This is a genomic window from Cupriavidus sp. GW822-FHT03E04 (assembly GCF_058801495.1).
Map to the genome: position 1 here is coordinate 225101 of NZ_JBXANI010000013.1, position 14487 is coordinate 239587.

The 14487-nt window shown below is 64.0% G+C and carries 10 protein-coding genes; 9 read left to right on the top strand and 1 reads right to left on the bottom strand.

What is annotated here, in order from left to right:
- Positions 1-176 precede the first annotated feature (176 nt).
- The 5 genes from ugpB (at position 177) to ugpQ (ending at position 5278) form a co-directional block, all read left to right on the top strand.
- Entirely contained in the window at positions 177-1493 is a 1317-nt protein-coding gene (ugpB, locus tag AC1RQC_RS20700) for a sn-glycerol-3-phosphate ABC transporter substrate-binding protein UgpB (protein WP_174423279.1), read from the top strand.
- A gap of 124 nt (positions 1494-1617) precedes the next feature.
- Positions 1618-2499, top strand: coding sequence for a sn-glycerol-3-phosphate ABC transporter permease UgpA (gene ugpA, locus AC1RQC_RS20705; protein ID WP_174423278.1), 882 nt, complete (start codon positions 1618-1620; stop codon positions 2497-2499).
- Between the two features lie 12 nt (positions 2500-2511).
- A complete protein-coding gene (gene ugpE, locus AC1RQC_RS20710; protein ID WP_492372413.1) occupies positions 2512-3360 on the top strand; it encodes a sn-glycerol-3-phosphate ABC transporter permease UgpE in 849 nt (282 codons plus the stop codon).
- Positions 3361-3426: 66 nt separating this feature from the next.
- On the top strand, positions 3427-4530 hold the full coding sequence (locus AC1RQC_RS20715; protein WP_492831408.1) for a sn-glycerol-3-phosphate import ATP-binding protein UgpC: 1104 nt from the start codon (positions 3427-3429) through the stop codon (positions 4528-4530).
- A 1-nt stretch (position 4531) separates the two neighbouring features.
- Entirely contained in the window at positions 4532-5278 is a 747-nt protein-coding gene (gene ugpQ, locus AC1RQC_RS20720) for a glycerophosphodiester phosphodiesterase (RefSeq protein ID WP_492372411.1), read from the top strand.
- Positions 5279-5306: 28 nt separating this feature from the next.
- Here the strand turns inward: ugpQ and AC1RQC_RS20725 are convergent, their stop codons facing one another.
- Entirely contained in the window at positions 5307-6968 is a 1662-nt protein-coding gene (locus AC1RQC_RS20725; RefSeq protein ID WP_492831409.1) for a SulP family inorganic anion transporter, read from the bottom strand.
- A gap of 423 nt (positions 6969-7391) precedes the next feature.
- Here AC1RQC_RS20725 and AC1RQC_RS20730 point away from each other — a divergent pair, with 423 nt between their 5' ends.
- The 4 genes from AC1RQC_RS20730 (at position 7392) to zapE (ending at position 14425) form a co-directional block, all read left to right on the top strand.
- Positions 7392-10247 (top strand): 2-oxoglutarate dehydrogenase E1 component, encoded by a 2856-nt coding sequence (locus tag AC1RQC_RS20730; RefSeq protein ID WP_441640966.1) that lies wholly within the window; start codon positions 7392-7394, stop codon positions 10245-10247.
- Between the two features lie 97 nt (positions 10248-10344).
- Positions 10345-11598, top strand: coding sequence for a 2-oxoglutarate dehydrogenase complex dihydrolipoyllysine-residue succinyltransferase (gene odhB, locus AC1RQC_RS20735; protein ID WP_492831411.1), 1254 nt, complete (start codon positions 10345-10347; stop codon positions 11596-11598).
- Between the two features lie 143 nt (positions 11599-11741).
- Positions 11742-13178 carry a dihydrolipoyl dehydrogenase gene (lpdA, locus tag AC1RQC_RS20740; protein ID WP_492809176.1) on the top strand — a complete coding sequence of 479 codons (1437 nt, stop codon included), beginning with the start codon at positions 11742-11744 and terminating at the stop codon, positions 13176-13178.
- A gap of 149 nt (positions 13179-13327) precedes the next feature.
- A complete protein-coding gene (zapE, locus tag AC1RQC_RS20745; protein WP_043347352.1) occupies positions 13328-14425 on the top strand; it encodes a cell division protein ZapE in 1098 nt (365 codons plus the stop codon).
- Positions 14426-14487 lie beyond the last annotated feature (62 nt).

The following is a 14487-nucleotide window of genomic DNA, read 5'->3' on the forward strand; positions in this document are numbered from 1 at the left end:
AGCGCGAGATTCTACCCTGTCAAGCTGCCGATAAATCGTTGTCATATTATTGTAATTTAGTAGAAATGCCCGGTTTTCCAATCCAACAAGGCGGGGTAACATCCGCCTGTCACAAAAACTGCATACAGTCGGACGATTTTTGTCCAATGCCGCAAGATAGAACAGGAGAGATTTCCATGACCGTAAAACGTACCGCGTTGACCCTGGCCGCTTTTGCCATGCTGGCCGGCGCAGGATCGGCCAATGCCGCCGTCGAGATCCAGTGGTGGCATTCGATGGAAGGTGCGCTCAACGAGAAGGTGAACGCGATCGCCACGCAGTTCAATGCCAGCCAGTCCGACTACAAGATCGTACCGATCTACAAGGGCCAGTACGACGAGTCGCTGGCCGCGGGCATCGCTGCCTTCCGCTCGGGCAACGCGCCGGCGATCCTGCAGGTATTCGAGGTGGGCACGGCTACCATGATGAGCGCCAAGGGTGCCATCAAGCCGGTGGCGACGGTCATGAAGGACGCTGGCGAGAAGTTCGACGCCAAGATGTACATCCCGGCGGTGGCTGGCTACTACACCTCGAACAAGGGTGAGATGCTGTCGTTCCCGTTCAATAGCTCCACCACGGTGATGTACTACAACAAGGACGCCTTCAAGAAGGCCGGGCTGGATCCGAACAAGCCGCCCGTGACCTGGCAAGAGGTGGCCACCGATTCCGCCAAGCTCAAGGCTGCCGGCATCTCTTGCGGTTACACCACCGACTGGCAGTCGTGGGTGCAGCTGGAAAGCTTCTCGGCCTGGCACAACGTCTTGTTCGCCACCGAGAACAATGGCTTCGGTGGCACGGGCGCGCGCCTGGTGTTCAATTCGCCGCTGCACGTCAAGCATATTGCCAACCTGCTCGACATGCAGCAGAAGGGCTACTTTGTCTATGGCGGCCGCAAGGACGAGCCGAAGGCGAAGTTTATTGCCGGCCAGTGCGCGATGCTGACCGGTTCCTCGGCGGCGCTGGCGAATATCCGCAAGAACGCCAAGTTCGATTTCACCGTGGCGCAGCTGCCGTACGAGCAAGGCGTGCCGGGCGCTCCGCAAAACACCATCATCGGCGGCGCTTCGTTGTGGGTGATGGGCGGCAAGAAGGCCGAGGAATACAAGGGCGTAGCCAAGTTCTTCACCTATCTGTCGCGCCCCGAGGTGCAGGCCGACTGGCACCAGTCGACCGGCTACCTGCCGGTGACGACGGCAGCCTACGAACTCACCAAGAAATCGGGCTTCTATGAGAAGAACCCCGGCGCGGACGTGGCGGTCAAGCAGATGATTGTCAAGACCACCGACAAGTCGCGAGGCATCCGCCTGGGCAACTTCCCACAGATCCGTACGGTGATCGACGAAGAACTCGAAGCGGTGTGGACCGGCAAGAAGCAACCTAAGGAAGCACTGGATTCGGCGGTTGCGCGCGGCAATGAATTGCTGGAGCGTTTCCAGAAGACGGTCCGCGAATAAGCGCTGCGGCTTCTTGAGTGTTTGGGAGGCGGAGGCTGTGCCTCCGTCTTTGGTTTGTGCGGCAGCCTCGCCGCACTGGCTATGACTGATGACGCGCCGCGCATAGCGGTGGCTTGGATGCGTGATGGAAAAACGGGTCGTATTCCGATCTTCATGGTTGCCTTATCTGCTGGTGCTTCCGCAGATGGCGGTGACGCTGATCTTCTTTTTTTGGCCGGCCGGGCAGGCGCTGTACCAGTCTGTGCTGCGGCAGGATGCCTTCGGTATTGATCTCCAGTTCGTCGGCCTGGAGAACTTCCGCGATCTGTTCAGTGATGCGCAGTACCTGAACTCGTTTCGCGTCACGGGGGTGTTCGCCGTCGGGGTGACGCTGGTCGGGCTGACGGTCTCGCTGATGCTTGCCTACTTCGCCGATCGCGTGGTGCGGGGCGCCAGTGGCTACAAGATGCTGCTGATCTGGCCGTATGCCGTGGCGCCGGCGGTGGCGGGCGTGCTGTGGATGTTCATGTTCAACCCGACGCTGGGCGTGGTGTCCTACGCGCTGCATCGGTTCGGTGTGGACTGGAACTTCCTGCTCAATAGCAACCAGGCCATGCTGCTCGTGGTGCTGATTGCAGCGTGGAAGCAGATCAGCTACAACTTCCTGTTCTTCCTGGCCGGCTTGCAGAGCATCCCTAAATCGCTGATCGAGGCAGCCGCCATCGATGGCGCGGGGCCTTGGCGCCGGTTCTGGTCGATCATATTCCCGTTACTGTCGCCGACCACGTTCTTCCTGATGGTGATCAACGTGGTGTACGCCTTCTTCGACACCTTTGCCATTATCGACGCGGTGACCCATGGCGGCCCCGTCAACGCTACCAATACGCTGGTCTACAAGGTCTACCAGGATGGCTTCCGCGGACTCGATATCGGCGGCTCGGCCGCGCAGTCGGTTGTGCTGATGGGGATCGTGATTGTTCTCACGGTGGTGCAGTTCCGCTACGTGGAACGCAAGGTGCAGTACTGAAGGATTGGCAAAATGGTAGAACGACGACCCTTTCTAGATTTTCTCTCGCACCTGATGCTGGTGCTGGGCGTAGTGGTAGTGGCTTTCCCCGTCTATGTCACGTTTGTTGCCTCGACGCTGACAGCCGAGGAGGTGCTGCAGGCACCGATGACGCTGCTGCCGGGCAGCCATTTTCTGGAGAACTATCGCACCGTGCTGGTAGCCGGCGTGGGCAATGCCGCCTCGCCTGTCTCCACCATGATGTTGAACAGCTTGATCATGGCGCTGGGCATCGCGCTGGGCAAGATCACGATCTCGATCATCTCGGCTTTCGCGGTGGTGTACTTCAAGTTCCCGCTGCGCAAGACCTTCTTCTGGATGATCTTCATCACGCTGATGCTGCCGGTGGAAGTGCGGATCCTGCCGACCTACAAGGTGGTGTCCGATCTCGGCATGCTGGACAGCTACTTCGGCCTGACCATCCCGATCATCGCCTCGGCAACCGCGACCTTCCTGTTCCGCCAGTTCTTCCTGACCATTCCGGATGAGCTGGCCGAGGCCGCGCGCATCGACGGCGCGGGGCCGCTGCGCTTCTTCAAGGACGTGGTGCTGCCGCTGTCCAAGACCAGCATCGCGGCGCTCTTTGTGATCCAGTTCATCTACGGCTGGAACCAGTACCTGTGGCCGCTCCTGATCACCACGCAGAAGTCGATGACGCCGGTGGTGGTGGGGGTCACGCAGATGATCTCCCGCTCCGGGGATGCCGCGACCGACTGGAACCTGGTGATGGCCACCGTGATGCTGGCCATGGTGCCGCCCGCGATCGTGGTGGTGCTGATGCAGAAGTGGTTCGTCAAGGGCCTGGTCGAAACCGAAAAATAAGCGGGCGGGGCGGGGCGCTCATAGGATGACGTGCCCGCCACGCTTGCCCAGCGAGAAAGAATAGCAATGGCAAAACTGTCGCTTCGCAACGTACAGAAGACTTACGCCGGCAACGTCAAGGTTGTGCACGGCATCGATATGGAAATCAACGACGGCGAGTTCATCGTCATCGTCGGCCCCTCGGGTTGCGGCAAATCCACGCTGCTGCGCATGGTGGCCGGGCTGGAGGCCATCAGCGGTGGCGAGGTGCATATTGGCGACAAGGTCGTCAATCACCTCGAGCCCGCCGAGCGGGACATCGCCATGGTGTTCCAGAACTACGCGCTCTACCCGCATATGAGCGTGTACGACAACATGGCCTACGGGCTGAAGATCCGCGGCATGGACAAGAGCGAGATCGAGCAGCGCGTCAAGCACGCCGCCGGCATCCTGGAGCTGGCGCCGCTGCTCGAGCGCAAGCCGCGCGCGCTGTCGGGCGGCCAGCGCCAGCGTGTGGCCATGGGCCGCGCGATCGTGCGTGAGCCTGCCGTGTTCCTGTTCGACGAGCCGCTGTCCAACCTCGACGCCAAGCTGCGCGTGCAGATGCGCCTGGAGTTGAAGGAGTTGCACCGCCGCCTGCGCACCACCAGCATGTATGTGACCCACGATCAGGTCGAAGCCATGACGCTGGCGGACCGCATGATGGTGCTCAATGGCGGGCGCGTGGAGCAGATCGGCACGCCGCTGGAAGTCTATGCACGCCCGGCCAGTACCTTCGTGGCCAGCTTTATCGGCTCGCCGCCGATGAATCTGGTTCCGGTGGCGCGGACCAATGGCGGGCAGGGCGAAGCGCAGATGCGCGTGGAGCAGAAGCCGGGTGCCCAAGGCGTACCCGCCACCCTCGGCCACTTGCCAATGGGCCTGCACCTGCCCGAGCGCGCGCTGCTCGGCCTGCGTCCGGAGCATATCGAGCCGTGTGCGGCGCATGAGGCGATCGCCGAGATCGAGGTCCGCCTGGTCGAGGCGCTTGGCGCCGACTCCTATGCGTATGGCACACTGGGCGGCCAGCCGGTAGTGGTGCGGCTGGACAGCAATATGCCTGTGCGCAGCGGCGATCGCCTGCCGATCACGGCCACGGCCGAGCACCTGCATTTCTTCGACGCCGATTCCGGCAAGCGCATCGAGGCCTGACATGACCCTAGCCGCCTGGCCCTATCCGCGCCATGTCGCCCATCGTGGCGCGGGCAAGCTCGCACCCGAGAACACCCTGGCGGCATTCCGCCACGGGGCATCGTTTGGCTACCGCATGTTCGAGTTCGACGTGAAGCTGTCGGGCGACGGACGCCCGGTGCTGCTGCACGACGCCACGCTGGACCGCACCACCAACGGCCAGGGGCGGGCCGATGCGCTGACGCTGGGCGAGATCGCCATGCTGGACGCGGGCAGCTGGCACAGCCCTGCCTATGCCGGCGAACCAGTGCCCACGCTGGCGGCGATTGCTCGCTATACCCGTGCCAACGGCTTCTTCGTCAATATCGAGATCAAGCCCGTGCCCGGCGCGGAATGGCGCACCGGCGCGGCGGTAGCCCTCGACGCGCAGGCACTGTGGGCCGGCAGCGATGTGCTGCCGCTGCTGTCGTCATTCTCGGAAGAGTCGCTGGAAGCGGCCCGCAAGGCCGCGCCTGGCCTGCCGCGCGCGCTGCTGCTGGACAAGCTGCCGCCCGACTGGCTGGAGCGGCTGCGCCGGCTGGACTGCGTGGCGCTCGATGCCAACCATCGCGAGCTTACCGCCGAGGTCATCCAGGCGGCCCATGCGGCCGGTTTCCGGGTGGCCTGCTATACCGTCAATGACCCGGTGCGCGCGACGGAACTGCTGACTTGGGGGCTGGACACACTGATTACCGACGCGGTCGACCTGATCGCACCGCGTCAGGGCTAGTCCGCCCGGTGGTGCCGGCGCGGCCTGTTCATGCAGGCTGCGCCAACGCTTCGCGCACCGCATCGTCCACGCTCCAGCCGCGCCATATTTCCTCGGGCAGGGCGGGGTTGCGCGCATGCGCCAGCAGGTCGCGCACCTCGTCCTTGACCCGCGCGAGCCGTAGCGGCATGCCGTGGGCCTTCGCGAACACCGCCAGTTCGCCCAAGGCTTCAAGGGCAGTGCCGTCGAGGTCCGACGATTCTTCCAGGCTGAGTATCAGGCCGTACTGGGGATGCTCGCGCGCCAGCGCCTGGCGCACGGTGCCCAGCACGCTATCGACGTTGCCGAAGAAAAGCGGTACCTCCGGGCGCGCGATCAGCAGTCCCTTGGGCGCGGTGGCCTCGGGGTGGCGCGCCGTGTCGACGAAGTCGTGGCCATCGGCCCAACGCCCCAGCCAGCTCACCTGCGGGCGCGACAAGCGCTGCAGCAGCATCGCCAGGCTGACCCCGATTGCCAGCAGCAGCCCATGCAGCACGCCCAGCAACAGCACGCCGGCAAAGGCGGTCACCGCGACCAGGCGGTCGCGCCGCCAGTCGAAATAAGGCTTGAGGCTGCCCGGGTTTAGGCTGTGCCCGACCGCGCGGATCACGATGGCCGCGAGTACCGGTTCTGGCGTGTGCGAGATCCAGGGGAGCAGGGTGCATACCGCGGCAAAGACCACGGCACCCGCAATCAAGCCGGCACGGCGGCTTTGCGCGCCGGCTGCTTCGTTAGCCGAGGTGCCGGAAAAACCCGCGCCCACCGGCATGCCCTGGAACAACCCCGAAGCGAGGTTGGCCAGCCCCAGCGCTGCCAGGTCGCGGTTGGGCGAGACGATGTCGCCGTGGCGCATGGCAAAGGTGCGGATCGAGCCGTAGCTCTCGGCGTACAGGATCAGGGCCAGCGCGGCGGCCAGTTCGCCCACCCGCATCCAGTCGGCCGTGCTCAGTTCCGGCACCCGTGGCGCCGAGAACTGCAGGGCGATGTTGCCGACGGCTGCCACGCCATGCGCCTGGGTCCAGCCGCTGAGGTCGAGCATGATGCCGGTGGCGATGACCAGTAGCGCGCCCGGCATGGCGCGCCAGCGCGCGAACACGTGCAGCAGCGCCAGCGCAACCAGTGCCACCGCCGCGCCTGCCAGGTTCCAGTGGCGCCAGCTGGCGAGCAGTTCCCAGGCCAGGCGCAGGAAGTCGCCGTGCGCCGGATGCACGTCCAGGACCTTCGGGCATTGCTTGAGCACGATGGTCAGCGCCAGTCCCAGCGCGAAGCCGCGCAGCACCGGCTTGGCGATCAGGTTGGAGATCGCCCCCAGGTGCGCCAGCGATGCCAGCAGGAACAGCACCCCCGCCAGCAGGATCACGGCGGCGCCGAGGGCGATGCGCAGTCCGGCGTCGCCCTCGGCGGCAGCCGTGGTGGCTGCCAGCAGCACCGCGGCAGACGACGAGGTGGCCGAAACGATCGCAAAGCGGCTGCTGCCAAGCAGGCCGTAGACCAGCAGGCCTGCGAACAGCGCGATCACGCCGGCTTGCGGCGGCAGCCCGGCAATGCCGGAATAGGCCACGGCCTCGGGCAGCAGCAGCCCGGCGATGGCCAGGCCGGCCACCAGGTCCGCGCGCCATGTGGCGGAAGCGGCGCCCGACGCCGCGGCGTCGGCGGTGGGGGCGGGCATCATTGACGGGGCCGGGCGCTGGCCCGCAGGGGGTGTGGCAAGAGATGCACGGATCGCTCCTTTGGTTTCCGGCTCCATGCTATCGAACGCATGGGTTTCGTCATCTGCTTCGGGAGGTGGTCTTGGCCGCTTCGCAACACTGCGGATCGGCCCGCGCGCGTTACGGCAAAATTCCCTCGGCTCACGCGGCAAACGTGCTATTCTTATGCGAGTGAAGACTTAGGTCCTTCCACGCACAACTGACCCTTTCAGGGCGACTGAACAGATCGGCACCCGCTGCGGTGCCGTTTGCATAATGATGCATTTAATGTGTTTCAGTTGCTGCCCAGAAAGAGTTGTTTGCAATCCGCTAACCGGTCAAGCCGTGTCGCGGAAGGTTGATGAACCCGCTTTATTCCGGCATTCCCGGATAATAGTGAGCGCCCCATGATGCAGCAGTATCAGAGCAATTCGTACCTCTTCGGCGGCAATGCCCCCTATGTAGAAGAGCTGTACGAGGCCTACCTCGAAAATCCCTCCTCGGTTCCCGATAACTGGCGCGCGTACTTCGACGCGATGCAGAACGTGCCGGCTGTCGATGGCTCCAACGCCCGCGATATCCCCCACGCTCCCATCGTCGCCTCGTTCGCAGAGCGCGCCAAGGCGGGTCCGATCAAGACTATTGTTGCCTCGGCCGACTCCGATATGGGGCGCAAGCGCGTCGCTGCCACGCAGCTGATCGCCGCCTACCGCAACATCGGTTCGCACTGGGCAGACCTGGATCCGCTCAAGCGCCAGGAGCGTCCGCCCCTGCCAGACCTCGACCCCGCGTTCTACGGCTTCTCCGAAAGCGATCTCGACATCGTCTTCAACGCCAGCAATACGTATTTCGGCAAGGAATCGATGAGCCTGCGCGAGCTGCTCAACAACCTGCGCGAAACTTACTGCAGCAGCATCGGCGCCGAGTTCATGTACATCAGCGACCAGGCGCAAAAGCGCTGGTGGCAAGAGCGCCTGGAAACCACGCGTTCCAAGCCGGTGTTCACCCTCGAAAAGAAGAAGCACGTGCTCGACCGCCTGACCGCGGCTGAAGGCCTGGAGCGCTTCCTCCACACCAAGTACGTTGGCCAGAAGCGCTTCTCGCTGGAAGGCGGCGAAAGCTTCATCGCTGCCATGGACGAACTGATCCAGCACAGCGGCAGCAAGGGCGTGCAGGAAATCGTGATCGGCATGGCCCACCGCGGCCGCCTGAACGTGCTGGTCAATACACTGGGCAAGATGCCGGCTGACCTGTTCGCCGAGTTCGAAGGCAAGCACGTCGATGACCTGCCGGCCGGCGACGTGAAGTACCACAAGGGCTTCTCCAGCGACGTCTCCACCGAAGGCGGCCCGGTCCACCTGTCGCTCGCCTTCAACCCGTCCCACCTGGAAATCGTCAACCCGGTCGTCGAAGGCTCGGTCAAGGCCCGCCAGGAACGCCGCGGCGAGCCCGCAGGCCATGCGGAAGTGCTGCCGGTGCAAGTGCACGGCGACGCGGCATTCGCAGGCCAGGGCGTGGTGATGGAAACGCTGAACCTGGCGCAGACCCGCGGCTACGGCACGGGCGGCACGATGCACATCGTGATCAACAACCAGATCGGCTTCACCACCTCGGACCCGCGCGACTCGCGTTCCACGCTGTATTGCACCGACGTCGTCAAGATGATCGAGGCACCGGTGCTGCACGTCAACGGCGACGATCCCGAAGCCGTGGTGTTCGCCATGCAGTTGGCCGTGGACTTCCGCATGGAGTTCAAGAAGGATGTCGTGGTCGACATCATCTGCTTCCGCAAGCTGGGCCACAACGAGCAGGACACGCCGGCCGTCACCCAGCCGCTGATGTACAAGAAGATCGCCCAGCACCCGGGCACGCGCAAGCTGTACGCTGACAAGCTGACCGCGCAGAACCTGGTGGCTGCCGACTTCGGCGACCAGCTGGTCAAGGAATACCGTGCCGCGATGGACGCGGGCAAGCACACGGTCGACCCCGTCCTGTCGAACTTCAAGAACAAGTTCGCCGTGGACTGGATGCCGTTCCTGAACCGCAAGTGGACCGACGCCGCCGACACCGCCGTGCCGGTGACCGAGCTCAAGCGCCTGGCCGAACGCATCACCGCCATCCCCGAACACCTCAAGCTGCACCCGCTGGTCGAGAAGGTGGTGAAGGATCGCGCCAACATGGGCCGCGGCGACCAGCCGCTGGACTGGGGCATGGGCGAGCATCTGGCCTTCGCCTCGCTGGTGGCTTCGGGCTATCCTGTGCGCATCACCGGCCAGGACGCCGGCCGTGGCACCTTTACCCACCGCCACTCAGTGCTGCACGACCAGAACCGCGAGCGCTGGGATGCCGGCAGCTACGTGCCCCTGCAGAACGTGTCGGAAAACCAGGCACCGTTCACGGTGATCGACTCGGTGCTGTCGGAAGAGGCTGTGCTCGGCTTTGAATACGGCTTCTCCACCGCCGAGCCGAACGCACTCGTGATCTGGGAAGCCCAGTTCGGCGACTTCGTCAACGGCGCCCAGGTGGTGATCGACCAGTTCATCTCCTCCGGCGAAGTGAAGTGGGGCCGCGCCTCGGGCCTGACCCTGATGCTGCCGCACGGCTACGAAGGCCAGGGTCCGGAACACAGCTCGGCGCGCATCGAGCGCTTCCTGCAGCTGTGCGCGGACCACAACATGCAAGTCTGCCAGCCGACCACCCCGGCCCAGATCTTCCACCTGCTGCGCCGCCAGATGATCCGTCTGTTCCGCAAGCCGCTGGTGATCATGACGCCGAAGTCGCTGCTGCGTAACAAGGAAGCGGTTTCGCCGCTGTCCGACCTGGCCAAGGGTCACTTCGAGACGGTCATCCCCGATCACGAAGAGCTGAACGCCAGCAAGGTCAAGCGCGTGATCATGTGCTCGGGCAAGGTCTACTACGACCTGGTCAACACCCGCAAGGAACGCGGCGCTACCGACACGGCCGTCATCCGCATGGAACAGCTGTATCCGTTCCCGCACAAGGCAGTGGCAGCCGAGCTGAAGAAGTACCCGAACGCCAACGAAATCGTGTGGTGCCAGGACGAGCCGCAGAACCAGGGTGCCTGGTTCTTCGTCCAGCACTTCATCATGGAAAACATGGCAGAAGGCCAGAAGCTCGGTTACGCGGGTCGTCCCGCCTCGGCATCGCCGGCGGTGGGCTACTACGCCAAGCACAACGAGCAACAAAAGGCGCTGCTGGATGCGGCGTTCTCCAAGCTCAAGGGCTTTGTCCTGACCAAATGATCGTGGCCAGCATGGCGGCGCGCGCGAAGAGCGCGCACCGCCATGTTTTTTGCCACCTGCCTTAAGCAAAAACGAATACATCAAGGAAATTCCAACCATGGCTATTGTTGACGTCAAGGTTCCGCAACTCTCTGAATCGGTTGCAGAAGCAACCATGCTGAACTGGAAGAAGAAGCCGGGCGAAGCTGTTGCCCAAGACGAAATCCTGATTGAAATCGAGACCGACAAAGTCGTGCTCGAAGTGCCGGCTCCGTCGGCTGGCGTGCTGTCGCAGATCATCCGCAACGACGGCGATACCGTGGTTGCCGACGAAGTGATCGCCAAGATCGACACCGAAGCCACCGCTGGCGCCGTCGCTCCCGCCGCTGCCGCACCGGCACCCGCTGCCGCTGCCCCGGCCGCCGCAGCTGCTCCGGCAGCAGCCGGCGCCGTGGCCATGCCTTCGGCAGCCAAGCTGATGGCCGAAGGCGGCCTGTCCGCTGGCCAGGTTGCAGGCACGGGCAAGGATGGCCGCATCACCAAGGGTGACGTGCTGGCCGCGACCGCCGCACCCGCTCCCGCACCGGCCGCCAAGGCAGCACCGGCTCCGGCCGCTGCCAAGCCGGCGCTGCAGCAGGTTTCCGCCCCGATGGACTTCGCCGCCCTGGGCGACCGCCCGGAAGAACGCGTGCCGATGAGCCGCCTGCGCGCCCGTATCGCCGAGCGCCTGCTGCAATCGCAAAGCACCAACGCGATCCTCACCACCTTCAATGAAGTGAACATGAAGCCGGTGATGGACCTGCGTAACAAGTACAAGGACCGCTTCGAGAAGGAACACGGCGTGAAGCTGGGCTTCATGTCCTTCTTCGTCAAGGCCGCGGTTCACGCGCTGAAGAAGTTCCCGCTGATCAACGCATCGATCGACGGCAACGACATCGTCTATCACGGCTACTTCGACATCGGTATCGCGGTGGGCTCGCCGCGTGGCCTGGTGGTGCCTATCCTGCGCAACGCCGACCAGATGAGCCTGGCCGACATCGAAAAGAAGATCGCTGAATTCGGCGCCAAGGCCCGCGACGGCAAGCTGTCGCTGGAAGAGCTGACCGGTGGTACGTTCTCGATCTCCAACGGCGGTACCTTCGGCTCGATGCTGTCGACGCCGATCATCAACCCGCCGCAATCCGCGATCCTGGGCGTGCACGCCACCAAGGACCGCCCGGTGGTGGAAGACGGCCAGATCGTGATCCGTCCGATGAACTACCTCGCCATGTCCTACGACCACCGCATCATCGACGGCCGCGAAGCCGTCCTGGGCCTGGTCGCCATGAAGGACGCGCTGGAAGATCCGGCACGCCTGCTGCTGGACCTGTAATCATCTGCAAAGCCTGAGGTCTTGCCCGCATTTCCTCCGCCGCGCCTGTCATCGGGTGCGGCGCTGGCGGGCATGACGGACCGAAGAGTTGAAAGCGGCCTGGCGGGCGACGTTGCCCCGCCGTGGCTGCAAAAGGAATCTCCATGAGCAAACAATTCGACGTGCTGGTGATCGGTGCCGGCCCCGGCGGCTACATCGCCGCCATTCGTGCCGGCCAGCTGGGCCTGAATGTGGCCTGCTGCGAAGGCAATGCCTACGACGATCCCAAGGACGAACCGCGCCTGGGCGGCACCTGCCTGAACGTGGGTTGCATCCCCTCCAAGGCATTGCTGGCATCCTCGGAAGAGTTCGAGAACGTACAGCATCACCTGGGCGACCACGGCATCACGGTTGGCGATGTCAAGGTCGACGTGGCCAAGATGCTCAAGCGCAAGGACGATATCGTCGGCAAGATGACCAAGGGCATCGAGTTCCTGTTCCGCAAGAACAAGGTCACGCTGCTCAAGGGCTACGGCAAGTTCGTCGGCAAGACCGCCGAGGGCTTCCAGGTCGAGATCGCCGGCAAGGCAGGTACCGAAGTCGTGACGGCCAAGCAGGTCATCGTCGCTACGGGTTCCAAGGCGCGTCACCTGCCGGGTATCGCGGTGGACAACGTGCTGGTCAGCGATAACGAAGGCGCGCTCAAGTTCGCCGGCGTGCCGAAGAAGCTGGGCGTGATCGGCGCTGGCGTGATCGGCCTCGAGCTGGGTTCCGTGTGGCGCCGCCTGGGTGCCGAAGTGACCGTGCTGGAAGCGCTGCCGTCGTTCCTGGGCGCCGCCGACGAAGGCGTGGCCAAGGAAGCGCAGAAGCTGCTGACCAAGCAAGGCCTGAAGTTCAGCCTGGGCGTGAAGGTCAATGAAGTCAAGACCGGCAAGGATAACGTCACCGTCAGCTACACCGACAAGGACGGCGCTGCCCAGACCCTGGAAGTCGATCGCCTGATCGTGTCGGTTGGCCGCGTGCCCAACACCGACAACCTCGGCCTCGACGCCATCGGCCTGGCGGCCGACCCGCGCGGCTTCATCGAGGTGGATGACCACTGCGCGACCAAGGTGCCGGGCCTGTGGGCCATCGGCGACGTGGTGCGTGGCCCGATGCTGGCCCACAAGGCAGAGGACGAAGGCGTGGCGGTTGCCGAGCGCATCGCCGGCCAGAAGCCGCACATCGACTACAACTGCATTCCGTGGGTGATCTACACCTTCCCGGAAATCGCATGGGTGGGCAAGACCGAGCAGCAGCTCAAGGCCGAAGGCCGCGAGTACAAGTCCGGCCAGTTCCCGTTCATGGCCAACGGCCGTGCACTGGGCATGGGTCATTCGGATGGCTTCGTCAAGATGCTGGCCGATGCCAAGACCGATGAGATCCTGGGCGTGCATGTGGTTGCCGCGAACGCGTCGGACCTGATCGCCGAAGCCGTGGTGGCGATGGAGTTCAAGGCTGCCAGCGAAGACATCGGCCGCACCTGCCATCCGCATCCGTCGATGTCGGAAGTCATGCGCGAAGCCGCACTCGCTGTCGACAAGCGCCAGCTCAATATGTAAGGCATAAGCCTTCGTATTGTTGAGTACCGGCGCGCCGCTCCAGCGGCGCGCCGTTTTCGCTTTCGGGGCGGCAGGGGCAGATGGCCCTGTCACGCGCCTCGATCCTCATTCAAGCCGGCGCCTCCCGGCATCCAGCGCAAGCAGTCAGCATGAACGTCCGTGAGTACTACGAGCAGGAACTGAAGCAACGTGGCTACACCACCGACCCCGCGCAGTTGCGCGCCGTCGAGCGCCTGCAGCAATGCTATGACGAGTGGGTGGCCTACAAGAGCCGGCGCAACAGCACGCTGAAAAAGCTGCTGGTGCACCCGGACGTGCCCAAGGGCGTGTACCTGTGGGGCGGGGTCGGCCGCGGCAAGTCCTTCCTGATGGACAGCTTCTATACCTGCGTACCGGTGGTGCGCAAGACTCGGCTGCATTTCCACGAATTCATGCGCGAGGTGCATCGCCAGCTCGAAGAGCTGCGCGGGCGCCCGGATCCGCTGGACGAACTGGCCAAGCGCATCGCGCGGCGGTTCCGCCTGATCTGCTTTGATGAGTTCCATGTCAGCGACGTGGCCGATGCGATGATCCTGCACCGCCTGCTGCAGCAGATGTTCGAGAATGGCGTGCAGTTCGTGATGACGTCGAACTACCGGCCGGACCTGCTGTACCCGGACGGCTTGCACCGGGATCGCGTGCTGCCGGCCATCGCGCTGCTGCAGCACAAGCTCGACGTGCTCAATGTCGATGCCGGCATCGACTACCGCAAGCGCGCGCTGGAGCAGGTGGAGGCGTATCACACGCCGCTGGGACCCGAGGCCAGCTCGGCCCTGCGCCATGCCTTTACCGGTATTGCCGGCGTGGCCGACGAATCCCCCATCCTGCATATCGAGCACCGCGAACTGCGCGCGCTGCGCAAGGCGGGCGGGGTGGTCTGGTTCGATTTCAATACGCTGTGCGGTGGCCCGCGCTCGCAGAACGACTACCTGGAGCTCGCCACCGAGTTCCACACGGTGATCCTCTCCGACGTGCCCAGGATGACGCCGCGCATGTCGTCGGAGGCACGCCGTTTCACCTGGCTGATCGACGTGTTCTACGACCACAAGGTCAAGCTGCTGATCTCGGCGGAAGTGCCGGCGGATGAACTCTACACCGAAGGCCAGATGGCCAACGAGTTCAGCCGCACGGTGTCGCGCATCATCGAGATGCAGTCGCGCGAATACCTGGAAGCGCCGCGCCGTACGGTCGACACCTCTCTGACCTGATGCCCTGCGCAGGCGGCGCGCCGTGCGCCGTCTGGCCACCCGCTTGATCTGTATCAAGGCGG

Coding starts and splice junctions, on each gene's coding strand:
- lpdA (WP_492809176.1), top strand. CDS start 11,742: ATGAGCAAACAATTCGACGTGCTGGTGATCGGTGCCGGCCCCGGCGGC.
- zapE (WP_043347352.1), top strand. CDS start 13,328: ATGAACGTCCGTGAGTACTACGAGCAGGAACTGAAGCAACGTGGCTAC.
- odhB (WP_492831411.1), top strand. CDS start 10,345: ATGGCTATTGTTGACGTCAAGGTTCCGCAACTCTCTGAATCGGTTGCA.
- ugpA (WP_174423278.1), top strand. CDS start 1,618: ATGGAAAAACGGGTCGTATTCCGATCTTCATGGTTGCCTTATCTGCTG.
- ugpE (WP_492372413.1), top strand. CDS start 2,512: ATGGTAGAACGACGACCCTTTCTAGATTTTCTCTCGCACCTGATGCTG.
- ugpB (WP_174423279.1), top strand. CDS start 177: ATGACCGTAAAACGTACCGCGTTGACCCTGGCCGCTTTTGCCATGCTG.
- AC1RQC_RS20715 (WP_492831408.1), top strand. CDS start 3,427: ATGGCAAAACTGTCGCTTCGCAACGTACAGAAGACTTACGCCGGCAAC.
- AC1RQC_RS20730 (WP_441640966.1), top strand. CDS start 7,392: ATGATGCAGCAGTATCAGAGCAATTCGTACCTCTTCGGCGGCAATGCC.
- AC1RQC_RS20725 (WP_492831409.1), bottom strand. CDS start 6,968: ATGATGCCCGCCCCCACCGCCGACGCCGCGGCGTCGGGCGCCGCTTCC.
- ugpQ (WP_492372411.1), top strand. CDS start 4,532: ATGACCCTAGCCGCCTGGCCCTATCCGCGCCATGTCGCCCATCGTGGC.